At 71.2% G+C, this 25458-nt stretch carries 20 protein-coding genes and 1 riboswitch; of the genes, 12 read left to right on the top strand and 8 right to left on the bottom strand.

Going from position 1 to position 25458, the window contains the following annotated elements; all coding sequences use genetic code 11:
• Positions 1-193 precede the first annotated feature (193 nt).
• The 5 genes from QFZ75_RS22605 to QFZ75_RS22585 all read left to right on the top strand — a co-directional run bounded on the left by QFZ75_RS22605 (position 194) and on the right by QFZ75_RS22585 (position 7356).
• Positions 194-1420 carry a sensor domain-containing protein gene (locus tag QFZ75_RS22605; protein WP_307539604.1) on the top strand — a complete coding sequence of 409 codons (1227 nt, stop codon included), beginning with the start codon at positions 194-196 and terminating at the stop codon, positions 1418-1420.
• 238 nt (positions 1421-1658) lie between these two features.
• The gene (locus QFZ75_RS22600; protein WP_307539602.1) at positions 1659-3017 is read left to right on the top strand and encodes a sensor histidine kinase; all 1359 of its coding nucleotides are present in this window, start codon (positions 1659-1661) and stop codon (positions 3015-3017) included.
• Positions 3018-3382: 365 nt separating this feature from the next.
• On the top strand, positions 3383-4054 hold the full coding sequence (locus QFZ75_RS22595; RefSeq protein ID WP_307539600.1) for a response regulator transcription factor: 672 nt from the start codon (positions 3383-3385) through the stop codon (positions 4052-4054).
• A 283-nt stretch (positions 4055-4337) separates the two neighbouring features.
• Complete coding sequence (locus QFZ75_RS22590; RefSeq protein ID WP_307539598.1) at positions 4338-6269, top strand: 2-oxoacid:acceptor oxidoreductase subunit alpha; 1932 nt, start codon at positions 4338-4340, stop codon at positions 6267-6269.
• Positions 6262-7356 (top strand): 2-oxoacid:ferredoxin oxidoreductase subunit beta, encoded by a 1095-nt coding sequence (locus tag QFZ75_RS22585; RefSeq protein ID WP_307539597.1) that lies wholly within the window; start codon positions 6262-6264, stop codon positions 7354-7356. The genes QFZ75_RS22590 and QFZ75_RS22585 overlap by 8 nt, the downstream gene beginning before the upstream one ends.
• A 48-nt stretch (positions 7357-7404) precedes the next feature.
• Here QFZ75_RS22585 and QFZ75_RS22580 read toward each other — a convergent pair whose 3' ends face one another.
• Positions 7405-7740, bottom strand: coding sequence for a helix-turn-helix domain-containing protein (locus tag QFZ75_RS22580; protein ID WP_307544695.1), 336 nt, complete (start codon positions 7738-7740; stop codon positions 7405-7407).
• Between the two features lie 248 nt (positions 7741-7988).
• Between QFZ75_RS22580 and QFZ75_RS22575 the strand changes: the two genes are divergently transcribed.
• Entirely contained in the window at positions 7989-8843 is an 855-nt protein-coding gene (locus QFZ75_RS22575; protein WP_307539595.1) for an SDR family oxidoreductase, read from the top strand.
• Between the two features lie 272 nt (positions 8844-9115).
• Positions 9116-10051: an EamA family transporter RarD gene (gene rarD / locus QFZ75_RS22570; protein ID WP_373466054.1), complete on the top strand. Its 936-nt coding sequence runs from the start codon at positions 9116-9118 to the stop codon at positions 10049-10051.
• A 33-nt stretch (positions 10052-10084) separates the two neighbouring features.
• Here rarD and QFZ75_RS22565 read toward each other — a convergent pair whose 3' ends face one another.
• A complete protein-coding gene (locus QFZ75_RS22565) occupies positions 10085-11320 on the bottom strand; it encodes a 4-hydroxybenzoate 3-monooxygenase (RefSeq protein WP_307539591.1) in 1236 nt (411 codons plus the stop codon).
• Positions 11321-11520: 200 nt separating this feature from the next.
• Here QFZ75_RS22565 and QFZ75_RS22560 point away from each other — a divergent pair, with 200 nt between their 5' ends.
• From QFZ75_RS22560 to QFZ75_RS22550, 3 genes are all read left to right on the top strand, one after another.
• Complete coding sequence (locus QFZ75_RS22560) at positions 11521-12009, top strand: VOC family protein (RefSeq protein WP_307539589.1); 489 nt, start codon at positions 11521-11523, stop codon at positions 12007-12009.
• A 184-nt stretch (positions 12010-12193) separates the two neighbouring features.
• The gene (locus QFZ75_RS22555) at positions 12194-13135 is read left to right on the top strand and encodes a M28 family metallopeptidase (RefSeq protein ID WP_307539588.1); all 942 of its coding nucleotides are present in this window, start codon (positions 12194-12196) and stop codon (positions 13133-13135) included.
• Positions 13136-13249: 114 nt separating this feature from the next.
• The gene (locus QFZ75_RS22550; protein WP_307539586.1) at positions 13250-13831 is read left to right on the top strand and encodes a flavodoxin family protein; all 582 of its coding nucleotides are present in this window, start codon (positions 13250-13252) and stop codon (positions 13829-13831) included.
• 23 nt (positions 13832-13854) lie between these two features.
• On the opposite strand, the gene QFZ75_RS22545 is transcribed toward QFZ75_RS22550, so the two are convergent.
• From QFZ75_RS22545 to QFZ75_RS22530, 4 genes are all read right to left on the bottom strand, one after another.
• Positions 13855-14796 (bottom strand): ABC transporter permease subunit, encoded by a 942-nt coding sequence (locus tag QFZ75_RS22545; protein WP_307539585.1) that lies wholly within the window; start codon positions 14794-14796, stop codon positions 13855-13857.
• Entirely contained in the window at positions 14783-15763 is a 981-nt protein-coding gene (locus QFZ75_RS22540) for an ABC transporter ATP-binding protein (protein ID WP_307539583.1), read from the bottom strand. The genes QFZ75_RS22545 and QFZ75_RS22540 overlap by 14 nt, the downstream gene beginning before the upstream one ends.
• 99 nt (positions 15764-15862) lie before the next feature.
• Positions 15863-17164, bottom strand: coding sequence for a sigma-E factor regulatory protein RseB domain-containing protein (locus QFZ75_RS22535; RefSeq protein WP_307539581.1), 1302 nt, complete (start codon positions 17162-17164; stop codon positions 15863-15865).
• A gap of 242 nt (positions 17165-17406) precedes the next feature.
• Positions 17407-18417, bottom strand: a complete 1011-nt coding sequence (locus QFZ75_RS22530; protein ID WP_307539579.1) for a polyprenyl synthetase family protein — start codon at positions 18415-18417, stop codon at positions 17407-17409.
• A 757-nt stretch (positions 18418-19174) separates the two neighbouring features.
• Positions 19175-19337, top strand: a riboswitch (cyclic di-AMP (ydaO/yuaA leader).
• A gap of 4 nt (positions 19338-19341) precedes the next feature.
• On the opposite strand from QFZ75_RS22530, the gene QFZ75_RS22525 reads away from it, so the two are divergent.
• Positions 19342-20100: a LysM peptidoglycan-binding domain-containing protein gene (locus QFZ75_RS22525; RefSeq protein ID WP_307539578.1), complete on the top strand. Its 759-nt coding sequence runs from the start codon at positions 19342-19344 to the stop codon at positions 20098-20100.
• On the opposite strand, the gene QFZ75_RS22520 is transcribed toward QFZ75_RS22525, so the two are convergent.
• Entirely contained in the window at positions 20094-20963 is an 870-nt protein-coding gene (locus QFZ75_RS22520; RefSeq protein WP_307539576.1) for an HAD family hydrolase, read from the bottom strand. The two genes, QFZ75_RS22525 and QFZ75_RS22520, sit on opposite strands and share 7 nt — an antisense overlap.
• A gap of 840 nt (positions 20964-21803) precedes the next feature.
• Between QFZ75_RS22520 and fahA the strand changes: the two genes are divergently transcribed.
• On the top strand, positions 21804-23030 hold the full coding sequence (fahA, locus tag QFZ75_RS22515; protein ID WP_307539574.1) for a fumarylacetoacetase: 1227 nt from the start codon (positions 21804-21806) through the stop codon (positions 23028-23030).
• Between the two features lie 204 nt (positions 23031-23234).
• Here fahA and recQ read toward each other — a convergent pair whose 3' ends face one another.
• Entirely contained in the window at positions 23235-25271 is a 2037-nt protein-coding gene (recQ, locus tag QFZ75_RS22510; protein WP_307539572.1) for a DNA helicase RecQ, read from the bottom strand.
• Between the last annotated feature and the right edge of the window lie 187 nt (positions 25272-25458).

Raw genomic sequence — 25458 nt, 5'->3', positions numbered from 1 at the left:
GACGATCTGTACGCACCGGAGTCTAGGGCCTGCTAAAGAGACCGTAAGCAACCCGTCACGGCAGAGATCGTGCGATCTTCCGCCGGCCCCGCCGGGGTGGTGCCAGGGACGGGGCCGGGGTGGGGTTTTCCCCCGGGCACGGAGGCGGCCCACCTCATGGCGTCGCGGGCCCCGGCCCGGCAAGGTTGCGCCTATGACGGAACGCATCCTGGCCGCCGGCCCCCTGGACGGCGGCACCGACCGGCCGCCCCCCGCACGCTTCGCCTACGACCGGCACACCTGGAAGGAGATCGCGCATCTCCTGGCCAACCTGCTGTCCTCGCTCGTCGGATTCACCTACGTCGTCACCATCCTGTTCCTGGGAGCCGGGCTGACGGTGACGGTGATCGGGCTGCCGGTACTGGCGTTCGGACTGCTGGGCGCGCGCCAGCTGGGAAAGTTCGAGCGGCTCCGCGCCAGGGGCCTGCTCGGGGTACGGGTGGACGAGCCGAGTCCGCTGCCGTTCCGCGGGCGGGGCGGGTTCTTCGGGTGGCTGTGGATGGCGCTGAAGGATCCGGTCGGCTGGCGGACGGTGCTGTACGAACTCATGCGGCTGCCCTGGGCGATCGTCACCTTCACCGTCACGCTGACGTCGCTGTTCGTGCTGTGGCCGGTGCTGCCGTTCCTGGCCCGCGGCCTCGCCAACGCCGACCGTGCGATGGTGCGCGCCCTGCTGTCGCCCTCCGACGAGCTGGAGCGGCGGATCGCCGAACTGGAGTCGGACCGGGGAGTGGTCGTCGACACGGCCGCGGCCGACCTGCGGCGCATCGAGCGGGATCTGCACGACGGCGCGCAGGCCCGGCTGGTGAACCTCGCCATGGGGCTCGGTCTGGCGAAGGAGAAGCTGCTGGAGGGCCAGGCCGACGAGACCGTCGCCGCCATGGTCGACGAGGCGCACGGCGAGGTGAAACTGGCGCTGCAGGAACTGCGGGACCTGGCGCGGGGCATCCACCCCGCAGTGCTCACCGACCGCGGTCTGGACGCCGCGCTGTCCTCGGTCGGCGCCCGCTGCACGGTGCCGGTGAAGGTGACGGCCGACCTGCCGGCCCGCCCGGCGGCGGCCATCGAGGGCATCGCGTACTTCACGGTCTCCGAGCTCCTGCAGAACGTCAGCAAGCACAGCGGTGCGCGGTCGGCCTCGGTCGACGTGTGGCGTTCGGAGAACCGCCTGCTCATACAGGTCTGGGACGACGGCCGCGGGGGCGCCTCCCTCGACGGCGGTACGGGGATGTCGGGGCTCGCCGACCGGCTCGGCGCGGTGGACGGGCTGTTCGTCATCGACTCGCCGGTGGGCGGGCCGACGACGATCACGGCGGAGCTGCCGTGGCGGGACCGCACGGAGGAAGCGCAGCCCGTGGGTGGTGACCTCAGGAGGAAGTGAGTCGGGGGAGGCGGGGCGGGTGCGCCCCCTCCCGGTCGACGCCCTCGACCGCCCCGGCAGGGGCGCGGTCGAGGGCGTACGTGTGCAGGGCGTACGCCCGAGCGTGTGGGCGGGCCGGCGGGGTGGCGGGGTGGGGAAAACCCCCCGGTCAAGACGCCGACGCGCTCCATGTTCCCGGGGCGCCCCGCGGAGGACAGTGGAGTCATACCCAGCGGACCAGCAGGAACGGACGGCGGCCATGGCCACGGAGTACGGACAGGGATACGGGTGGGACGACGGCCCCGGGTTCCGGGGCGAGGGTGCCGGGGAGCGGTGGCACCGGCTGCCCGCCGCGCTGCGGGCCCCCATCGAGGGCCGCAGCCTGCGCGAGTTCGCCTACCTGATGCTGAGTCTGCCGATCAGCATCGTCACCTTCGTCTTCGCCGTGACGACGATGTCGCTCGGCGCGGGCCTGCTGATCACCTTCCTCGGCGTCCCGGTGCTGGCCGCGGGGCTCGCCGGCTGCCGCGGGCTGGGCGCCCTGGAGCGCGCGCGGGCCCGCGGCCTGCTCGGGTTCGACGTCGCCGCCCCGGAACCCCTGCGCAGGCGCAAGCAGGGCCCCATGGGCTGGATGGGCGCGACCCTGAAGAGCGGGGCGTCCTGGCGGCACCTCCTCTACACCGTGCTGCACTTCCCCTGGGCCGTGTTCGCCTTCTGCGTGGCCCTCACCCTGTGGACGACCGGATGGACGCTGCTGACGTACCCGGTGTGGTTCTGGATCTTCCCGATGTCCGGTGGACAGGACGGACTGCAGCTGTACGGGGACGAGACGCACCGGATCTACCTGGACAACCCCTTCGAGATCACCGTGACCGCGCTGGTCGGGCTGCTGCTCACCCTGGCGACGCCGTGGATCGTGCGGGCCCTGACCCTGGTGGACCGGCTCCTCGTGGGCGGTCTGCTGGGACCTTCGAAGCTGGTCACGCGCGTGGTGGAGCTGGAGTCCGACCGCGGTGTCGTGGTCGACACGGCGGCGGCCGACCTGCGGCGCATCGAGCGGGACCTGCACGACGGCGCGCAGGCCCGGCTCGTGGCGCTGGCCATGGACCTGGGACTGGCCAAGGAGAAGCTCACGGAGGATCCGCAGGAGGCGGCGCGGATGGTGGGTGAGGCGCACGGCGAGGTGAAGACGGCGCTGCAGGAGTTGCGGGACCTGGCCCGCGGGATCCATCCGGCCGTACTGACCGACCGCGGGCTGGACGCGGCGCTGTCGTCGGTCGCCTCCCGGTGCACCGTGCCCGTGCGGGTCGAGGTCGATCTGCCGGCCCGGCCGGCGCCGGCCATCGAGGGGATCGCCTACTTCACCGTGTCCGAGCTGCTGCAGAACATCAGCAAGCACGCGCGGGCCACCCGGGCGACGGTCGACGTGTGGCGGATCGAGAACCGGCTGCTGATCCAGGTCGTCGACAACGGGGTCGGCGGGGCCGACGCCTCCGCGGGGTCCGGGCTGGCGGGGCTTGCCGGGCGGCTGGACGCGGTGGACGGGATCCTGGTCGTCGACTCGCCGGTGGCCGGGCCCACCCGGGTCACCGCGGAGCTGCCCTGGCGGGCGGCCTGAGCCGTTCGCCCCGGGCGGGGCCCCGACCGGGCCCCGCCCCTGCCCGTATCCGGCTTCCGGCTTCCGGCTCCCGGCTCCCGGCTCCCGGCTCCCGGCTTTCGGCTCCCGGCTCCCGGCTTCCGGCCTCGGATCCGTGCGTCGGGTGCGGGCCGTCGTGGCTGAGCGCGCGGTTCCCCGCGCCCCTGAAAGGGCGGGTGCGCCGTCCCCGTGCCCCTAAAGGGCGGGGTGCGCCGTCGTCCGCGCCCCTATAGGGGGCGCGCCTGTTTCACGGGCGTGGAAACATGCCGCGTACGCGCCCCGATGCTGGGATGCTGGGTTCCGACCTGCGCGGGGCGTGGGCGGGATGCGCTGGGGGGCCGGTAATCGTGGAGGACAGAGTGCGCGTGGTCATCGCCGAGGATTCAGTGCTGCTGCGGGAGGGCCTGACCCGGTTGCTGACCGACCGCGGGCACGAGGTGATCGCGGGGGTGGGTGACGGGGAAGCGCTGATCAAGACGATCACGGAGTTCGCGGCGCAGGACGCGCTGCCCGACGTCGTCGTCGCGGACGTCCGGATGCCGCCGACCCACACCGACGAAGGCGTCAAGGCGGCCGTGCAGTTGCGCAAGCAGCATCCGGGGCTCGGCGTCCTGGTGCTGTCGCAGTACGTGGAGGAGCAGTACGCCACCGAACTGCTCGCCGGTTCCAGCACCGGGGTCGGCTATCTCCTCAAGGACCGGGTAGCCGAAGTGCGGGAGTTCGTGGACGCGGTCGTCCGCGTGGCCCGCGGCGGCACCGCTCTCGACCCGGAGGTCGTCGCGCAGCTGCTCGGACGCAGCCGGAAACAGGACGTTCTCGCGGGACTCACCCCGCGTGAGCGGGAGGTGCTGGGACTCATGGCCGAGGGACGGACGAACTCCGCGGTCGCCCGGCAGCTCGTCGTCAGCGACGGCGCGGTCGAGAAGCACGTGAGCAATATCTTCATGAAACTGGGCCTGTCCCCGAGCGACGGTGATCACCGGCGCGTTCTCGCCGTCCTCACCTACCTGAAATCGTGAAGAGCCACAAGAATCACAGGCGCCACGAGAACCACAGAGCTGACGATGTGTCACGATTTCGGCGCGACCCCTGTACGAGAACCGAGGGAAGAACACGGAGCGTCTGCAGAGGTAACGCCGGGGGCGGGGCAATCGTGGCAAAACAGGGTGTAAGGCAGTCTCGGAACGACATCCATGGTGCGAACGTCCCAGAGCGGTCGCCCCTTGCCGACGTAGTGTTGGGCCCGGGTAGGCCTGCGGGAGGGCCGCACCCGGACAGCCGCCTTGAAGGAGGTCCACTTCAGTGACCAGTCAGGTCAGCAGTCCGGCTGAGCAGGCCGACGGTGCCGTCGTAGGAGAGCAGCGCAAACCGGCACGCGAGAAGGACGTACGCCGACTCGATCGGGTGATCATCCGCTTCGCGGGGGACTCCGGTGACGGCATGCAGCTCACCGGGGACCGGTTCACCTCCGAGACGGCATCGTTCGGCAACGACCTTTCGACACTGCCGAACTTCCCCGCCGAGATCCGCGCGCCCGCAGGAACCCTGCCGGGCGTTTCTTCTTTCCAGCTGCATTTCGCCGACCACGACATCCTCACCCCGGGCGACGCGCCGAACGTGCTGGTGGCGATGAACCCGGCCGCGCTGAAGGCGAACATCGCCGACGTGCCGCGCGGCGCCGAGATCATCGTCAACACGGACGAGTTCACCAAACGGGCGATGGCGAAGGTCGGCTGGTCCGCGAACCCGCTGGAGGACGGCACCCTCGACGGGTACAGCGTCCACCCGGTGCCCCTGACCACGCTGACCGTCGAGGCGCTCAAGTCCTTCGACCTGTCCCGCAAGGAGGCGGAGCGCAGCAAGAACATGTTCGCGCTCGGCCTGCTGAGCTGGATGTACCACCGGCCCACCGAGGGCACGGAGAAGTTCCTGACCGCCAAGTTCGCCAGGAAGCCCGAGATCATGAAGGCGAACCTGGCGGCGTTCCGGGCGGGCTGGAACTTCGGCGAGACCACCGAGGACTTCGCCGTCTCCTACGAGATCGCGCCCGCCACGCAGGCCTTCCCCACCGGCACGTACCGCAACATCTCCGGGAACCTGGCGCTGTCGTACGGGCTGATCGCCGCGTCCCGGCAGGCGGACCTGCCGCTCTACCTGGGCTCCTACCCGATCACGCCGGCCTCCGACATCCTGCACGAGCTGAGCAGGCACAAGAACTTCGGTGTCCGCACCTTCCAGGCCGAGGACGAGATCGCGGGCATCGGGGCGGCACTGGGCGCGGCCTTCGGCGGCTCGCTCGCGGTGACCACGACCTCCGGTCCGGGGGTGGCCCTCAAGAGCGAGACGATCGGGCTCGCCGTCTCGCTGGAGCTGCCGCTGCTGGTCATCGACATCCAGCGCGGCGGCCCCTCGACCGGGCTGCCGACCAAGACCGAGCAGGCCGACTTGCTGCAGGCGATGTACGGGCGCAACGGCGAGGCACCGGTGCCGATCGTGGCGCCGCGCACGCCCGCCGACTGCTTCGACGCGGCCATGGAGGCGGCCCGGATCGCGCTCGCGTACCGTACGCCGGTGCTGCTGCTCTCGGACGGCTACCTGGCCAACGGCTCCGAGCCGTGGCGCATCCCCGAGATCGACGAACTGCCGGACCTGCGGGTGCAGTTCGCCCAGGGGCCCAACCACACGCTGGAGGACGGCACCGAGGTCTTCTGGCCGTACAAGCGCGATCCGCAGACCCTGGCCCGCCCGTGGGCGGTGCCGGGCACGCCGGGGCTGGAGCACCGGATCGGCGGCATCGAGAAGCAGGACGGCACGGGCAACATCAGCTACGACCCGGCCAACCACGACTTCATGGTCCGTACCCGGCAGGCCAAGATCGACGGCATCGACGTACCCGACGTGGAGGTCGACGACCCCACCGGGAGCGCCGGCACGCTGGTGCTCGGCTGGGGCTCGACGTACGGACCGATCACCGCTGCGGTACGGCGGCTGCGCACGGCCGGGGAGAGCATCGCGCAGGCCCATCTGCGCCATCTCAACCCCTTCCCGCGGAATCTGGGCACGGTGCTGAAGCGTTACGACACAGTGGTCGTCCCGGAGATGAACCTCGGTCAGCTGGCCACGCTGGTCAGGGCGAAGTACCTGGTGGACGCCCACTCGTACAACCAGGTGAACGGTATGCCGTTCAAGGCTGAGCAACTCGCCACGGCTCTCAAGGAGGCCATCGATGGCTGAGACGACCACGGAAGGCTCGGGCACGATCGAGGCGCTCACTCTGGTGCCCAAAGCCGAGGCCAGGCAGTCCATGAAGGACTTCAAGTCCGATCAGGAAGTGCGCTGGTGCCCCGGCTGCGGTGACTACGCGATCCTCGCCGCCGTACAGGGCTTCATGCCCGAACTCGGCCTGGCGAAGGAGAACATCGTCTTCGTCTCGGGCATCGGCTGCTCCTCCCGCTTCCCGTACTACATGAACACCTACGGGATGCACTCCATCCACGGGCGCGCGCCGGCCATCGCGACCGGGCTCGCCTCCTCGCGCCGGGACCTGTCGGTGTGGGTGGTCACCGGGGACGGGGACGCGCTGTCCATCGGCGGCAACCACCTCATCCACGCCCTGCGCCGGAACGTGAACCTGAAGATCCTGCTGTTCAACAACCGGATCTACGGGCTGACCAAGGGCCAGTACTCGCCGACCTCCGAGGTCGGGAAGATCACGAAGTCGACGCCGATGGGTTCGCTGGACGCGCCCTTCAACCCGGTGTCGCTGGCGATCGGTGCCGAGGCGTCGTTCGTGGCGCGGACGGTGGACTCCGACCGCAAGCACCTCACCGAGGTCCTGCGGCAGGCCGCCGCCCACCCGGGCACGGCGCTGGTGGAGATCTACCAGAACTGCAACATCTTCAACGACGGCGCCTTTGAGGCCATCAAGGACAAGCAGCAGGCCGAGGAGGCGGTGATCCGCCTGGAGCACGGGCGGCAGATCCGTTTCGGCACGCCGCTGGAGGACGGTTCCGGTTCGAAGGGGGTCGTGCGCGACGCGCTGACCGGGGACCTGAAGGTCGTCGCCGTCACCCCGGAGAACGAGTCGCTGATCCTGGTCCACGACGCGCACTGCGCGTCCCCGACGACGGCGTTCGCGCTCTCCCGCCTCGCCGACCCGGACACCCTGCACCACACCCCGATCGGCGTCCTACGGTCCGTGGACCGGCCGGTCTACGACACGCAGATGGCCGACCAGCTCGACACGGCCATCGAGCAGAACGGCAAGGGCGACCTGTCGGCGCTCCTCACGGGAGGGGACGCCTGGACGGTCGTCGGCTGAGCGCCGGCGCCCGTCGCGGGCGCGCCCCGGAGAGCGCGGCCCGGTCCCTCAGGACCGGGCCTCGTCGTATGCCCGGCGGGCCTTCTCCACGTCGCCCATCCGGGTCTCCGTCCACATCGCCAGGGCGCGGACCTGTTCGCCGGCCTCGCGGCCCAGTTCGGTGAGGGAGTAGTCGACGCGCGGCGGGATGACCGGCTTGGCGTCGCGGTGGACGATGCCGTCGCGTTCCAGGGTCTGCAGGGTCTGGGTGAGCATCTTCTCGCTGACCCTGCCGATCGCCCGGCGCAGCTCACTGAAGCGGTACGGGCGCTCCATGAGCTCGATCAGGACGAGGACGCCCCAGCGGCTGGTGACGTGCTCCAGGACGAGGCGGTACGGACACATCCCCTCGCCGGCGGTGTACCTGCCCACCAGCGCGTCGGCTGCCGCGTTCGACGTCACGCCCTGCGCCGCGTCCGGCGTCACGCCTGACGTCACGCCTGACGTGACGCCCGAGGTCGCGCTCGCCGCCGTGTTCACTGCCGAGGTGCTTACTGTCATGTATGTACCTTACTTCAAAGTGGGTACTTTCCCAGAGTTAGTGCAGCTCCTATGGTGAGTGAGTACCCACCCCACAAGGAGTTGCTTCCACCATGAGCATCGTCGTCACCGGAGCCACCGGACACCTCGGCAGGCACGTCATCGAGGGACTGCTGGAGAAGGTCCCGGCCGACCAGGTCACCGCCGTCGTCCGCAGCGAGGAGAAGGCCGCGGGCTTCGCCGCCCGCGGCGTGCGGATCGCGGTCGCCGACTACAACGCTCCCGAGACCTTCGACGGCGTCTTCTCCGCCGGCGACAAGGTGCTGCTCATCTCGGGCAACGAGTTCGACAAGGGCCGGGTCGCCCAGCACCAGGTCGTCCTCGGCGCCGCCAAGGCCGCCGGTGTCGCGCTCTTCGCCTACACCAGCGCCTCCGGCAGCCTCACCGCCGCGCTGGCCGACGACCACCGGGGCACCGAGGCCGCCGTCCTGGAGTCGGGCGTGCCCTACACCCTGCTGCGCAACGGCTGGTACAACGAGAACTACACCGAGAACCTGGCCCCGGTCCTCGAGCACGGCGCCGTCGTCCAGGCGGCCGGCGAGGGCAGGATCTCCGCCGCCGCCCGCGCGGACTACGCCGCCGCCGCCGTGGCCGTACTGACCGGCGAGGGCCACGAGAACAAGACGTACGAGCTGGGCGGCGACACCGCCTTCGACTTCACCGAGTACGCCGCCGCGGTGTCGGAGGCCTCCGGCAAGGAGATCGCGTACAACGCCGTCCCCGCCGAGACGTACAAGGGCATCCTGACCGGCGCCGGGCTGCCCGAGCCGTTCGCCGCGATCCTGGCCGGCGTGGACGAGTCCATCGCCAAGGGCGAGCTGCTCGTCACCAGCGGCGACCTGTCCCGGCTGACCGGACGCCCGACCACGCCGATCACGGAGTCGATCGCGGCGGCGCTCAAGGGCTGACCCCGGAGGCCGGGCTCCGGGCCCCCGCCCGGAACGGGCTCGCTCTCTGCACCTCCGCCTGTCATGACCGTATGCCGATACGGGCATGACGTGCGGGGGTGCTTGGCGCTACCTTCTTGGAGGCTGCGCGTGGCTCGGACGCCGCGGGACCGGCAGCCGGGTGAGCAGAAGGAGGGGCCGTGCCGGTGGAGTCCAAGGGCGAGCAGCGCACAGGGCCGGAGTCCAGGGGTGAACAGCGGATCGGCCTGCTGAACGGTTTCGCCGCGTACGGCATGTGGGGGCTCGTGCCCCTGTTCTGGCCGTTCCTCGAACCGGCGGGCGCCGGCGAGATCCTCGCCCACCGCATGGTCTGGTCGCTCGGCTTCGTGCTGATCGCCCTCGTGGTGACGCGGCGCTGGGCCTGGGTGGTCCCGTTGCTGCGCCGGCCGCGCAAACTGGGTCTGATCACCGTCGCGGCGGCCGTCATCACCGTCAACTGGGGCGTCTACATCTGGGCCGTGAACAGCGGCCACGTGGTGGAGGCGTCGCTCGGTTACTTCATCAACCCGCTCGTCACCATCGCCATGGGCGTCCTGCTCCTGAAGGAACGGCTGCGCCCCGCGCAGTGGGCCGCGGTGGGCACCGGCTTCGTCGCGGTGCTCGTACTGGCCTTCGGGTACGGCCAGCCGCCGTGGATCTCCCTCTGCCTCGCCTTCTCCTTCGCCACGTACGGACTCGTGAAGAAGAAGCTCAACCTCGGCGGGCTGGAGTCGCTCGCCGCGGAGACCGCGATCCAGTTCCTGCCCGCGCTCGGCTACCTGCTGTGGCTCTCCGCCCGGGGCGACGCGACCTTCGGCGGCGAGGGCGCCGGGCACGCGGTCCTGCTGGCCCTGACCGGTGTCGTGACCGCCCTGCCGCTCGTGTGCTTCGGCGCGGCGGCGATCCGGGTGCCGCTGTCCACGCTGGGACTGCTGCAGTACCTGGCGCCCGTGCTGCAGTTCCTGCTGGGCATCCTGTACTTCCACGAGGAGATGCCGCCCGAGCGGTGGGCCGGGTTCGCTCTGGTGTGGGCCGCGCTGTCGGTGCTGACCTGGGACGCGCTGCGGACGGCCCGCCGGTCGAGGATGGTCCTGCGCGACGCGACGATCGCGGCGGCGTCGGCGACCGCGGAGGCGGCGGAGACGACGAAGACGGCCGAGGCGGCCGAGGCGGAAGCCGGCCGTCAGTAGGCCGTGTCCGTCAGTAGGCCGTGTCCGTGTGCGTCAGTAGTCCGTGTCCTTGCCCATGAACAGTTCGGCGAAGGCCGCCGCGGCGACCGGTGAGCCGAGCGTCCGCCGCAGCCGTGCCCTCGCGACGCCCGCGCGGAACGGATCGCCGGACGAGACGCCGTGGTACACCTCGGAGAGCCACTGCGAGAACTCCTGGTACTGCCACACCCGTCGCAGACACGCCTGCGAATAACCGCTCAGCGCGCTGTCGTCGCCCTCGGCGTAGTGGGCGACGAGCGCGTCGGCGAGCAGCAGGGAGTCGTGGATCGCGAGGTTCATGCCCTTGGCGCCGATCGGCGCGAGCAGGTGGGCCGCGTCCCCCGCCAGGTACAGCCGCCCGTACGCCATCGGCTCGACCACGTAGTTGTGCAGGTCCAGGACGCGCTTCTCGATCAGCCTGCCCTCGACGAGCGGCCGGGCCCCGTCCGCCGCGAGCCGTTCGTGCAGCTCGGACCAGACGCGTTCGTGCGGCCAGTTCTCCGGGTCGTCGCCCGGCGGGCATTCGAGGTAGTAGCGGGTGACCTGCGGGCTGCGGGCCATGTGCCCGGCGAAGCCGCGCGGATGGATGCCGAAGACGACACAGTCGCAGGACGGCGGCGCCTCGGCGAGCAGCGCCAGCCAGCCGGCCCCGAGGCCGTGCCGGGCGACCGTGACGTGCTCCGCCGGCATACGGTCCCGGGTCACCCCGCGCGCGCCGTCGCAGCCCGCGACGAAATCGCAGTCGAGCCGGACGTGCTCACCCGTGTCCGGATCCGTGTACGCCACCGAGGGCCGGTCCGTGTCGATCCCGGCCGGGTCGAGATCGCGGACGCCGAAGCGGATGTCACCGCCCCGGACGTCCGCGTACTCGCGCACCAGGTCCGTCACCAGGAGCGGCTGCGGATAGACGTAGTGCCGCTGCCCCGACACCTGGGTGTACGAGAACCGGTGGCTCTCCCCCTCGAACCGGAACTCGCACTCGGTGTGCACCTCGGTGTCTCGCAGCAGCCGGTCCGCGAGGCCCCGGCCGTCCAGCGCGCGGACCGCCCACTCCTCCAGGAAGCCCGCCCGCGGTCGCCGCTCGACGAACTCCCTGCTCTCGTTCTCCAGCACCACGCAGTCCACGGAGGCGGCCCGCAGGATGTTGGCCAGGGTGAGACCGGCGGGTCCGGCGCCCACGACGACCACCCGGGTGCGCTGCGAGGAGGCGGGAAGGGGCGTGGCGGACGGTGCGCAGACGTCTGCGGTCATGCGGGCAGTATGGCGAACTCGGCGCCAACTCGCCTTTCGGCGAGCGGGGTTGATCGCGGGTGCGGGTGCGGGTGCGGGTGCGGTGGGGGCTGGTCGCGCAGTTCCCCGCGCCCCTGAAAGGCGGGACGGCGGGGCGAAAATCCCTCTCCGGTATCCCGCCTCATTGTCTGTCGTCTGTCCAGCCACTATGAGTAATTGCCATGACAGAAGCCTCCGCATTCCGGTCCACACCCGCTCCCGCTCCCCTGCACTGGAAACTCGTCGTCGACAGCGCCGACCCGCACGCCCAGGCCGACTTCTGGGGCGCCGCCCTCGGCTACCTGGTCGAGGACCACAGCGCGCTGATCGAGCGCCTGTTGAGCGCCGGCGCCGTACCGCCCGAGATCGTCGTCGCGTCGCACGGCCGCCACGCGTGGCGGGACGCCACCGGCGTACGGCACCCGCAGGACCCGTACGAGAAGGAGAGCGGGACGGGGCTCGGGCGGCGGCTGCTCTTCCAGCGGGTGCCGGAGCCGAAGTCCGTGAAGAACCGGCTGCACATCGACCTGCACACCGAGGGCGGTCGGCGGGACGCTGAGGTCGTGCGGCTGACCGGACTGGGGGCGACGGTCGTGCGGAAGGTGAAGGAGCCGTCCGGCGAGTGGGTGGTGATGGCGGACCCGGAGGGCAACGAGTTCTGCCTCCACTGACCCGGCCGGCCCGGCCGGCCCGGTCAGTCCGGTCAGCCCGTTCGGCCCGGTGAACGCCAGGCATCCGCTATGCGAACGCGGCTGACCGGATTGCGCTCTTGACGGAACGTCAGCCTCAGCTTCACCATCAGGCACCCATTTCCGCAAGGAATCCAAGGATCCACAGGAATTCGGAGCCCCCCACATGAAGCTCTCTGTTCCCGGACGTGCCACGGGTGCCGCCGCCCTGGCGGTCGCCGCGCTGCTCACGACGAGCGCGATGGCCGACGCCGCGCCCGCGCGCGTGGCCGCCGCACCGGACATACCCGTGGCCAGCGTCAAGGCCCACCTCACCCAGCTGCAGTCCATAGCCACCGCCAACGGCGGCAACCGCGCCCACGGCCGTACCGGCTACAAGGCGTCCCTCGACTACGTGAAGGCCAAGCTGGACGCGGCCGGGTTCACCACCGCCATCCAGCAGTTCACCTCTTCCGGCAGCACCGGCTACAACCTGATCGCCGACTGGCCCGGCGGTGACGCCAACCAGGTCGTCATGTCGGGCTCCCACCTCGACAGCGTGACCGCCGGAGCCGGCATCAACGACAACGGCTCCGGGTCGGCGGCCGTCCTGGAGACCGCGCTCGCCGTGTCGCGGGCGCAGTACCACCCCACCAAGCATCTGCGGTTCGCCTGGTGGGGCGCGGAGGAGCTGGGCATGGTCGGCTCGCGCTACTACGTCAACAGCCTCAGCACCGCCAACCGCGCGAAGATCAGCGGCTACCTGAACTTCGACATGATCGGGTCGCCGAACCCCGGCTACTTCGTCTACGACGACGATCCGGTCATCGAGAAGACCTTCAAGGACTACTTCACCGGCCTCGGCGTCGCGACCGAGATCGAGACCGAGGGCGACGGCCGCTCGGACCACGCCTACTTCAAGAGCGCGGGCATCCCCGTCGGCGGCCTCTTCACCGGCGCCAGCACCCGTAAGACAGCGGCGCAGGTGACCAAGTGGGGTGGCACGGCGGGTGTGGCGTTCGACCGCTGCTACCACTCCTCGTGCGACACGACGGCGAACATCAACGACACCGCCCTGAACCGCAACAGCGACGCCCTCGCGTACGCGGTGTGGGAGCTGTCGGAGTAGACCGGCCCGTTCCCGGAGCAGACCGGCCCGCCGCCGGGGCGGCCGACGACTACATGCGTGTGCATATACTGCATACGCGTGTAGTCGTCGTACGCCCTACATGACGGAGCCCTCATGACCCGCCACTTCCTTTTCCTGCTGGGCAGCAGCCGCGACCACGGCAACACGGAGCTGCTGGCCCGCAAGGCAGCCGAACAACTGCCGGCCGACGTCACCCGGCAATGGATCGCTCTGGCCGAACACCCGCTGCCCGACTTCGAGGACCTGCGCCACGACAGCGACCATGTCCGGCCGTCCGGCGACCACGCCGCGACACTGCTCGACGCGACGCTCGCGGCGACGGACCTCGTCATCGCCTCGCCGCTGTACTGGTACTCCGTGTCCGCGTCCACCAAGCGCTACCTCGACCACTGGTCGGGCTGGCTGCGCACCCCCGGCATCGACTTCAAGGAGACGATGGGCGGGCGCACCCTGTGGGGTGTCACCGCGCTCGCGCACGAGGAGGAAGAGGTCGCGGACCCACTCGTCGGCACCCTCAACAACTCGGCCGCCTACCTGGGGATGCGCTTCGGCGGGGTCCTCCTCGGCAACGGCAGCAAGCCCGGGGACGTACTGTCCGACTCCGCCGCCCTGACCAGGGCCAAGACCTTCTTCGCCCAAGAGCCCCCGCTCGCCCGCTTCCCCTACGGGAGCTGAGCCGCGGGAGGACTTTCCGGGCTCTAGGCGGTGACGTCCTTCGCCGTGAAGCGCGCCCAGGCAGCCGAGCCGAACACCGCCGCGTACAGCGCCTGGAGTTCGAGGTTGCGGATCAGGTCGTCCCAGTAGAGGGGATCGCGCATCAGGTCGGCGAAGGACAGCCAGTAGTGCGAGAAGAAGTACGGCTGGAGCGCGTGGAGCTGGGGTATCTGGTCGAGGATCTGCACGGTGATGAGCAGGCCGACGGTCGTGGCCATCGCCGCGATCCCGCTGTTCGTCAGGGTCGAGACGAACAGCCCCAGTGCCGCGATCCCGGTCAGTGACGCGGCGACGACCAGCGCGATCAGCAGGGCCCGGAGCAGTCCCTCGCCGAAGCTGATGCGGGTGCCGGAGATCGTGGTCAGCTCGCCCAGCGGGAACAGGAGCGCGCCGACGACGAGCGCCGAGGTCGCCACGACGAGCGTCGCGACGAGGCAGAAGGCCAGCGTGGTCGCGTACTTGGTGAGCAGCAGGCGGGTACGTCCCGCCGGGGCGACCAGCAGGTAGCGCAGGGTCCCCGCGTTGGCCTCGCCCGCTATCGCGTCGCCCGCGACGACGCCGACCGCCATGGGCAGGAAGAACGGCAGCGTGGCGGCGAGCGCGGTGAACACCAGGAAGAGTCCGTTGTTGGTGATCTGCGCGATGAACGCCGGCCCCTCTCCCCCGCCGCCTCCGGGGGACGACCCGTCGCTCGTCTCGATCCTGATCGCGATGCCGACCAGCACCGGCACCGCGGCCAGCACCCCGAGCAGCGCGATCGTCCGCCAGCGGCGCAGTGTGGTGCCGAGCTCGTTGCGCAGCAGGCCGAGCGTCCACAACGGGCTCGGCGCCCGCCCCGCCCGTCCTGTCCGCCCCGCCCGTCCTGCTCGTCCCGCGAGCGCGTCGTCCTGCGCGGCGGGCGTGTCGGTGGCGTCAGCCCGCGACATCGAATCCCTCCCCCGTGAGCGCCACGAACGCGTCCTCCAGCGAGGCCCGCTCGACGCCGAAGCCGCGGACCCGGACGCCCGCCGCGACCAGGGCCGCGTTCACCTCGGCGAGGTCGCGTTCCGGTGGATCGGCGCTCACCCGGTCCTCGGTGACGACGACATCGTTCATGCCCTGCTCCTTCAGCACCCGGGCCGCGTCGCCCGGATCGGGCGTGGTCACGACGAGCCGGCCGCGCGCGCCCGCCGCCAGCTCGGCCACCGGGCCCTGCGTGATCAGGCGGCCCTGTGCCATCACCGCGACGTGCGTGCAGACCTGCTCGATCTCGTCGAGCAGGTGCGAGGAGAGGAACACGGTCGTACCGTCCGACGCCAGCTCGCGCACCAGGGAGCGGATCTCCCGCATCCCCTGCGGGTCGAGTCCGTTGGTCGGCTCGTCCAGTACGAGCAGTTCGCGGGGCTGCAGCAGCGCGGCCGCGAGTCCGAGCCGCTGCTTCATCCCGAGCGAGTAGGCCTTCGCCTTCTTGCCCGCGGCGGCCGTCAGCCCGACCCGGTCGAGCGCCGTCGCCACGCGGGCACGCCGGGTGCGCGGGTCGGCGACCGGATCCGCGCAGTCGTACCGCAGGAGGTTGTCCCGGCCGGAGAGGAAGCCGTAGAGCGCGGGGCCCTCGATGAGCGCGCCCACGTGCGGCAGCACGGTCCGGGTGGCGCGCGGCATGGGCCTGCCCAGTACGCGGGCCGTCCCGGAGGTCGGCTGGATCAGCCCCATCAGCATCCTGATGGTGGTCGTCTTGCCGGAGCCGTTCGGCCCGAGGAAGCCGAAGACGCTGCCCGCCGGGACGGACAGGTCGAGGCCGTCGACGGCGAGCTGTCCACCCCGGTAGCGCTTGGTCAGCCCACGGGTGGCGATCACGGTCTCACCCGTGCCGCCCCCATCCGCGCCCGCGCCCTCGGTGGACCGTTCCGCCATCGACTCCCTCATCCCGTCCTGCCCCCGGGGACACCTGACGGTTCCCTGCTCGGCCCCGCCGCCAGGACGGCGGCAGGGTGTCCGCGGGGCCCGGCAGGGCTACTTCGCCGCGTCGGCCGCCTTCACCAGCGCGTCCTTGGTGACCGCACCCACGTAGACCTTGCCGTCGTCCGTGATCAGCGCGTTCACCAGGCGTGTCGAGAAGACCGTGCCCGAGCCGAACCGGCCGCTCACCTGGTCACCCAGCGAGTCCAGGAACCGGCCCGCGTCGCCGCCGCCGGACCCCTGGGACGGCAGGCCCTCGCCGCCCGTGTCGAACCGGGCGATGGAGCCCCAGCCCTCGCCCAGGACGTTCAGGCCCTGGAACTCCCCGCCCAGGCCCCCGATGCCTCCGGCACCCTCGGGACGCGCCTCGTCACCCTTGTTGCCCTTGTTGCCCTTGTCGTGCTTGCCGTGCTTGTCGCCCTTGTCGGCGGAGCCGCCGGACGCCGGCTCGTCGCCCTCGGTGACCTTCGCGCCCTTGGGCGGGGTGAAGTCGAAGGTGGACGCGGCCGGTTTCGAGAAGGCGACCTCGGTGAAGCCCGCGTCGACGACGGCCGCGCCGCCGCTCGCCGGGGTGAGCGTGAACTTGAGCGGCAGACCGGTCTTCGCGTCCACGGCGACGGAGATCGCGCCGACCGTCGAACCGGACTGCTTCGGCTTGATCAGCAGCTTGTAGGCGTCACGGCCGGCGACCTGCGCCGTGCCGTCGACGGTCACGGACGTCGTGTCGTCGGCCGCCTTCAACGCTTCCTCGGCCAGTTCCCCGGGCGTGGCCGGCACGTCCTTCGCCCTGTCCCCGGCCCCCTTTCCGGAGGAGTCGGCGGATCCGGAGGAGGCGTCCCCGGTGTGGTAGACCTCGTTCGACGCACTGTCGTACGCCCACACCTCGTCGCCGTTGTGGATCACGCTGTACTCGGCGGCCTTGTCGAGGAGCGACAGCTTCTGCTTGTTCTCGCCGTCGGACGCGACCCGCAGCGTGTGCGTGCCGGACGCCAGTTCCAGCAGCTTGGACGACGGGTCCGCGGACGAGCCGGAGCCGCCGCCCCCGCCGGCCGTCGCACCGCCGAGGCTGCTCTCCAGGCCCCCGAGGTCCGGCAGGCCCAGGTCCGTACTGATCTTCACCGTGCCGGACAGCTGCTGCACGTCCGAGGCGGCTATCTTCTCGATGAGCTGCTGGGCGCTGACCTCCGGCAGGTCGGGATCGCCGGAGCCCGCGAACGCCGGGACCAGCCCGATGGTCGCCGCAGCCAGCCCCACCACCGTGACGGGAACGACGTACCGCGCGGCTTTGCGCCGGCCGGCGCGCATGTCGTCGGCCTCGTCCCCGGTCGTGCTGTCGTCGGATTCGTACGGTGCCATGTGTGCCCTACCTCCGTCGTCGGCGGCGGCTTACCGTCCTCGCACTCGTCCACCCCTGGCCGCCATTGTCACCCGAACTCCTGTGAAGTGGTGTGTCCCATTCGACCAGATCGACCGCCGTGGAGCGTCAGACCTCGGAGCCAACTCCGTGTACACCTGCGGTATGACACAGGCGGACCGCACCGCCCCGGACCCGTAGGGGTCGTACGGGCACAGGCGCAGGCACAGGCACCTCGCGCGGATCAGCCCGCGCGGTGCACCACCGCGTCGCACAGCTCCACCAGGGCCGACTTCGCGTCGCACTCCGGGAGCGGCGCCAGCGTGGCGCGGGCGTCCTCCGCGTACCGCACGGTGTCGCGGCGCGCCTGGTCCAGCGCGGGGTGGACGCGCAGCTTGGCGAGCGCCTCCGCGTGCCGGTCGTCGTCCGTCAGGTCGGAGGCGAGCAGCTCGGACAGGGCGATGTCCTCCGCGAGCCCCAGCCGCTCCACGCGCTCGCGCAGCCGCAGCACGGGCATCGTCGGGATGCCCTCGCGCAGATCGGTGCCCGGCGTCTTGCCGGACTCGCGCGAGTCGCTCGCGATGTCCAGCACGTCGTCGGCGAGCTGGAAGGCGACGCCGAGCCGCTCCCCGTACTGCGTCAGCACGTCGACCACCGTCTCGTCGGCGCCGGACATCATCGCGCCGAAGCGTCCGGCCACCGCGATCAGCGAGCCGGTCTTGCCGCCGAGCACGTCCATGTAGTGGTCGACCGGGTCGCGGCCGTCACGCGGTCCCGCCGTCTCGAGGATCTGGCCGGTGACCAGCCGCTCGAAGGCCTCCGCCTGGATGCGTACGGCCTCGGGGCCCAGGTCGGCCAGGATGTGCGAGGCGCGCGCGAAGAGGAAGTCGCCGGTGAGGACCGCCACCGAGTTGTCCCAGCGGCTGTTGGCGCTGGGCACCCCCCGGCGCACGTCCGCCTCGTCCATCACGTCGTCGTGGTACAGCGTGGCGAGGTGGGTCAGCTCGACCACGACCGCCGAGGGCACGATGCCCGGCGCGTACGGGTCACCGAACTGGGCGGCGAGCATCACGAGCAGCGGCCGGAACCGCTTGCCGCCCGCGCGCACGAGGTGCTGCGCGGCCTCCGTGATGAACGGGACCTCGCTCTTGGTGGCCTCGAGCAGTCCCTCCTCGACAGCCGTCAGTCCGGCCTGGACATCGGCTTCGAGAGCCTGGTCCCGCACGCTCAGCCCGAACGGCCCGACGACGGTCACGAGGGTCTCCTGTCTGCTGACGCTCTCAACGGCGGTCTCTGGATGCTCTGGGTGTGCTGGGTGCGCTCGGTGCTGTAGGCGTTTGTCGATGTGTCGCTGGTGGCACTCAAGTCAGCGTATCCGGTCGTCTTTCGATCACGATGAGCGCCCGCCCGTCACCTGCCGTCGCCCTGCCGGACACACTCCACCTGGTCCCTTTTGCCCCCATGGACCGGATCGGGCGCGGTCGGATCACCGGCGGTATGTTCCGGATCCACCGGTATGACGGATGCGATCCGGACAGCCGGCACGCCCCGGAACGGGCCCGTCACATCCGCACGCCCCCACACCCCCGCCCCGCACCCCTCGCCGCGAGGAGAACCCACGAGGTCTTCCGCGTTCCCCGCGACGGCGGAAACAAGCGCCACACGCGCGTGGCCGGGGCGGACCCGGCGGGCCTGTCCGCGAATAGCCGGATTCCGCACTTCGGAATGCCCCGAAGATACCTTCTTGACCGAATTGACCATACGCTTCCCCCACCCCCTTTCCGTGACCGTGAATTGAGTCACGTCTGTCCGAAGTGATCATTTTGTCCGGTCTCCCGACTTCCCTTTGCAGAAAGCAAGTTGAAGTTCATATTCCGAATAGATCAAGGAATACGCGGTCGACTTCGCTGGTCATTACCACCGGGGCGTGAATATGGGGCTTGTTAGCGGCATGTGCTCTCGCATACGTTCACGTCACTCCGGACGGACCGCCTAATCCTGCCGCCGCCCGGACATTCCAGTCACCCATTCACTCGCGTACGGCAGGAGCGGGGAACCCAGGTAAGTCGCCGGTCCGAATCCCGGAACGGCTCGGGGTGCAGTCGCGTACAGCACGCGGCCGGGCAGCTCCCGCCCGAACCCGACAGCTCACCTCGTAGGCGCCGGAGAGGAATGCGTCATGGCCTCACGAGGCAAGCACCGCCGTCCCCGAACGAGCACCCTCACCCGTGGCATCGTCGCCGCGGGGACCGGCGGTGCCGCGCTCGCGCTCCCCCTCGTGGGGGCCACCGGCGCCCACGCCGCACAGCCGACCCACGCGGCTCAGGCGGCCCAGACGGCTCAAGCGGCCACGGCCGTGGTTCCGCAGGTCTCGCTGGTCACGTACGAGGTGGCCGGGGGCGACACCCTGTCCAAGATCGCCAAGGCGCACACCACGGGCGACTGGAAGAAGCTGTACAAGGCCAACCGCGCGGTCATCGGCGACGACCCGGCGCTCATCCGTCCGGGCCTCGAGCTGACCGTGGGCACGAAGAACGCCGACGCCCCGGCCGGGACGGCCGCGGCGGCCGAAACGACCACGGCCTCCGCCGTCACCCCGGCCACCGCGAAGACCTACACGGACGACCTCGACGGCTGGATCCGGGAGTCGCTGGACGTCATGGCCCAGCAGGGCATCCCGGGCACCTACGACGGCATCCACCGCAACATCATCCGTGAGTCCTCGGGCAACCCGCAGGCCATGAACAACTGGGACTCCAACGCGGTCGCCGGTACGCCGTCCAAGGGGCTCCTCCAGGTCATCGACCCCACCTTCGCGGCGTACCACGTGTCCGGCACGTCGCTCGACCCCTTCGACCCGGTCGCCAACATCACGGCCGCGTGCAACTACGCCGCCGCCAGGTACGGCTCCATCGACAACGTCTTCGGGGCCTACTGACCGGAACCCGGACCCGCGCCCCGGCCGGTACCGGGGCCGGGGCCGGGGCGGGGGCGGTCGGAGAACATCCGCTCCAGGACCACCGCGATGCCGTCGTCCTCGTTCGAGAGGGTGATCTCGTCGGCGACCGCCTTCAGTTCGGGGTGCGCGTTGGCCATCGCGACCCCGCGCGCCGCCCAGTCGAACATGGGGATGTCGTTGGGCATGTCCCCGAAGGCGACGGTCTGCGCGGACGTCAGGCCCAGATGCTCGGCGGCCAACGCGAGCCCCGTCGCCTTCGTGGTGCCGCATGGCTGGAGTTCGACGGTACCGGGGCCGGACATCGTGACACTGGCGAGGGAACCCACCGCTCCGCGCGCGGCGGTCGCCAACTCGTCGTCGGACAGCAGGGGGTGGCGCAGCAGCACCTTGCTGATGGGCTGCGTCCAGAGGTCGTCGCGCCGCAGCACCCGTACCGCCGGGAGCGTCGGGTGCGGCATCTCGTAGCCCGGCTCGATGAGGGTGAGGCCGTCCACGCCGTCCTGGTCGACGGCCGCGTACACCTCGCCGACCTCCGCCTCGATCTTGCCGAGGGCCACCTCGGCCAGCTCGCGGTCGAGGGTGACGGACCACACCATGCGGTTCGCGCCGGCGTCGTACAACTGCGCACCCTGTCCGCACACCGCGAGTCCCCGGCTGCCCAGTTCCTCCAGCAGCGGGCGTACGCGCGGAGCGGGGCGCCCCGTCACCACGAGGTGCCGGGCACCTGCCCCGACCGCCATCGCCAGCGCGGTGCGTGACCGGTCCGAAAGGGTGTCGTCGCCGCGCAGCAGCGTCCCGTCCAGGTCAGTGGCGATGAGTGAATATGCATTCGGTGCGGCCATGATCAGAGAATACGGATCGAATGCTCCAGCGACTCGACGCGAACCGGACGTCGTCCGGCACCTCGACCGTCCCACGCGTCGCCGTACGCCCCCTCCGGCCCCGGCTGTTGGGGTCGATCCCATGACAAATCGGCCACCGCGCCGACCGGCCGCGCGCCCCTCCCCACGCCTCCCTTCCGCGGCCTTTCCCGGTCTCTCTCCGGTCCCTGTCCGGCCCCTCTCCGGTCCTCCCTCAGGCTCTTCTTCCATTCCTCCGCCGGTTCCCCTTAAGGTCGCCCCGGGCCGCCCCGGGCCGTCCCGGGCCGTCCCGGATGTTCAGCCGCGCTGTCCGGCGAGGTGGCGGACGAGGAAGTGCCGGGCCGCGGACGGCAGGTACCGGTACGGGTGCGGGCAGGAGGTGAGGGTCCACAACGACCAGGCCCGCCCGAAGAGTGACCCGGGCGCAGCCGCGGCTGCTGCCGGGGGCGCGCCGAACGCGGCAGACCCCTTTCCGCGCGCCACCGCACGCACCTGTGCGCCGGCCTGCGCGGCGAGCGCCGCCGCCTCCAGGGCGGACCGGCCCGCCCCGACGACGGCCCGTCGGGCACGACCGCGGCGAGTTCTGGGGGGGCAGGTCGAGGTGCGGGGCGCGGACGACGTCGATCCCCGGTCCGCCGGACGAAGGCGCGCCGCAGGTGGCGCGAGACCGCGGCGGGCGTGCACCTGTCCCCCACGTGTCCCGCACATCCCTGGACCCGAACCCACCCTTAATCGGACATTGCGAACTCTTCAGGCACTGCCCCCGCCCGGCCCCTCCCCGTAACGTGTGCTGCACCCACACGGAAAGCGAGGCAGCACCCCATGCCCCCCTTCGATGTCCCCGAGGGCGATCCCTTCGGCCCGCACAATCTTCCGTACGGCGTCTTCTCCCTGAACGGCTCTCCGGAGGGCTCCGATCAGCGGAGCGTGGGTGTCCGGTTGGGCGACCACGTCCTCGACGCGGGCGCCGCCGCGGTCGCGCTCGGCTCCCCGTACGCCTCCCTGCTCGCCCGGCCCTCGCTGAACCCGCTGCTCGCGGCCGGCCGCACGGCGTGGTCGGACGTCCGGCGGGCGCTCACCGCGTGGGTGACGGTGCCGGCCCACCGGGAGACCGTCGCGCCCCTGTTCCACCCCCTCTCCGAGGTGACCCTGCACCTCCCCTTCGAGGTCGCCGACTACGTCGACTTCTACGCCTCCGAGAACCACGCCCGGAACGTCGGCCGGATCTTCCGTCCTGACGCCGAGGACTCCCTCACCCCCAACTGGAAGCATCTGCCGATCGGTTACCACGGCCGGTCGGGCACCGTCGTGGTCTCCGGGACCGACGTCGTACGCCCCGCCGGGCAGCGCAAGGCCCCGGCCGACCCGGCGCCGGTCTTCGGCCCCTCCGTCCGGCTGGACATCGAGGCGGAGGTCGGTTTCGTCGTCGGCGCGCCCTCCGCGATGGGCAGGCCGGTGCCGCTCGCCGACTTCCGCGAGCACGTCTTCGGGCTCTGCCTCCTCAACGACTGGTCCGCCCGCGACCTCCAGGCCTGGGAGTACGTCCCCCTCGGGCCCTTCCTCGGCAAGTCCTTCGCCACGTCGGTGTCGGCGTGGATCACCCCGCTCGACGCGCTGGAGGACGCCCGGATCGCGCCGCCGGCGCGCACGCACCTCCTCCTCCCCTACCTGGACGACGCCGCCGAGGAGCCGGGCGGCTACGACCTGCGCATCCGCGTCGCCGTCAACGGTCATGTGGTGTCCGAGCCGCCGTTCTCCACCATGTACTGGACGGCCGCGCAGCAACTCGCCCACATGACGGTCAACGGGGCCTCGCTGCGCACCGGCGACCTGTACGGGTCGGGCACCGTGAGCGGGGTCTCGGAGCGTGAACGGGGCTCGCTCCTGGAGCTGAGCTGGAACGGCCGGGACGCGCTCGAACTGCCCTCCGGGAAGCGGACCTTCCTGGAGGACGGCGACGTCGTGACCCTGACCGCGTGGGCCCCCGGCCCGGACGGCACGCGGGTGGGGCTCGGCGAGGTGAGCGGACGCGTCACACCGGGCGTGTGACGGGCCGCCCCCTCCCCCGGGGGTGTGTTCACGGATGTGGGGTCGTGGGGATCCGCGGGCCGGTGGGGACCGGTCGCGCAGTTCCCCGCGCCCCTGAGGTGCGTGGGGCTCCCGGTCCTGTGTCGGGTCGGGTACGGGCGCGTCCGGACTGAGCGCGCCGTTCGTTCCCCGCCCCCGGGAGAGCGTCCCCCGGGGGAGCCGCGGCTAGGCCCAGTCCTCCGGTTCCGGTTCCGTGTCCATTTCCGGCCAGTGCAGGTCCGGGTCGCCGTCGCTGCGGCGCCGCGGTTCCGGTTCGGCGCCGGCATCGGTGCCCGAGGTCTTCGGAGCCGGGGTCTTCGGAGCCGGGGACGGGCGGTCCAGGGAGGCCAGTACGCCGACCACGCCCTCCCCGTACGTGGCGAGCTTCTTCTCGCCGATGCCGCTGATGCCGCCGAGCTCCGCGACGGAGGCCGGCCACAGGGCGGCGATCTCCCGCAGCGTGGCGTCGTGGAAGATGACGTACGCCGGGACGCCCTGCTCCTTGGCCTGTCCGGCACGCCAGGCGCGCAGGGCCTCGAAGGCGGGCAGCAGTTCCTGGGGCATCTCGGCCGCCGCGGCCGCCGCCTTGGCCTTGCGCTCGGCCCGGTCGGAACCGCCGGAGGAGCCCGACGAGCCGCGGGAGGACGCCGGCTTCGGCTGCTCCTTGCGCAGCGGTACCTCCCGCTCGCGCCGCAGCACGGTCCCGCTCGCCTCGGTCAGCACCAGCGTCCCGTACGCGCCCTCGACCGCGAGGAGGCCCTGGGCCAGCATCTGCCGTACGACACCGCGCCATTCGCCCTCGTCCAGCTCCGCGCCGATGCCGAACACGGACAGCTGGTCGTGGTCGAACTGGATGACCTTGGCCGTCTTCCTGCCGAGCAGGATGTCGACGATCTGGATCGCCCCGAACTTCTGCCCCCGCTCGCGCTGCAGCCGCACCACGGCGGACAGCACCTTCTGGGCGGCGACCGTGCCGTCCCAGGTCTCCGGCGGCACCAGGCACGTGTCGCAGTTCCCGCACGCCTCGGCCGTGGGGTCCTGGCCGAAGTAGGCGAGCAGCTGGCTGCGCCTGCACCGGGCGGTCTCGCACAGGGCGAGCATCGCTTCGAGGTGCGCGGCCGCCCGGCGGCGGAACGCCTCGTCGCCCTCGCTCGACTGGATCATCTTGCGCTGCTGTATGACGTCGTTCAGGCCGTAGGCCATCCAGGCCGTGGACGGCAGTCCGTCACGGCCCGCGCGGCCCGTCTCCTGGTAGTAGCCCTCGACGGACTTGGGCAGGTCGAGGTGGGCGACGAACCGGACGTCCGGCTTGTCGATGCCCATGCCGAAGGCGATGGTCGCGCACACCACCAGGCCGTCCTCGCGCAGGAACCGCGACTGGTGGGCGGCGCGGGTGCCCGCGTCGAGACCCGCGTGGTAGGGCACCGCCGCGATGCCGTTGCGGGCGAGGAACTCGGCCGTCTTCTCCACGGAGTTGCGCGAGAGGCAGTACACGATGCCCGCGTCGCCCGCGTGCTCCTCCTGGAGGAAGGCCAGCAGCTGCTTCTTGGGGTCGGCCTTCGGCACGATCCGGTACTGGATGTTGGGCCGGTCGAAGCTGGCCTCGAAGTGGCGGGCGTCCGGCATGCCCAGGCGCTCGGTGATCTCCCGGTGCGTCGCGTGCGTGGCCGTCGCGGTCAGCGCGATCCGCGGCACGTCCGGCCAGCGCTCGCCGAGCAGCGAGAGCGCCAGGTAGTCGGGGCGGAAGTCGTGGCCCCACTGGGACACGCAGTGCGCCTCGTCGATCGCGAAGACGGAGATCCTGCCGCGCTTGAGGAGGTCGAGGGTGGACTCCAGCCGCAGCCGCTCCGGCGCGAGGTAGATCAGGTCGAGCTCGCCCGCGAGGAACTCGGCCTCGACCGTGCGCCGCTCGTCGAAGTCCTGCGTGGAGTTCATGAACCCGGCGCGCACGCCGAGCGCCCGCAGCGCGTCCACCTGGTCCTGCATCAGGGCGATGAGGGGCGAGACCACCACGCCCGTACCCGGTCTGACCAGGGCCGGGATCTGGTAGCAGAGCGACTTGCCGCCGCCCGTGGGCATCAGGACGACCGCGTCCCCGCCGCTCACCACATGCTCGATGACGGCTTCCTGCTCGCCTCGGAAGGCCTCGTAACCGAAGACCCGGTGAAGCGTTGCGAGCGCCTCGCTCTCCGCCACCTCTGTCATCACACCCGTCCCGCCCATCGTCCCGTACCTCGTTGCTCGTACCTCGTGCCCCGACCGCTGCGTCCACGATAGGGGTCCGCACCGACAGCGTCGGAGTTGTCCACAGGCTGCGACGGAGTATCCGCGGAACGCGTATGCCGGACCGTCCCGCTGAACGGCGTGGGCCCCGGTTCCGTACGGAACCGGGGCCCACGACTCACCAGAC

Origin of the sequence: Streptomyces sp. V3I8, from assembly GCF_030817535.1 — a bacterium.
In the GTDB taxonomy this organism is placed as follows: Bacteria; Actinomycetota; Actinomycetes; order Streptomycetales; family Streptomycetaceae; genus Streptomyces.
Note: the sequence above shows the minus strand (reverse complement) of the source record. Positions and strands in the feature narration are given on the sequence as shown.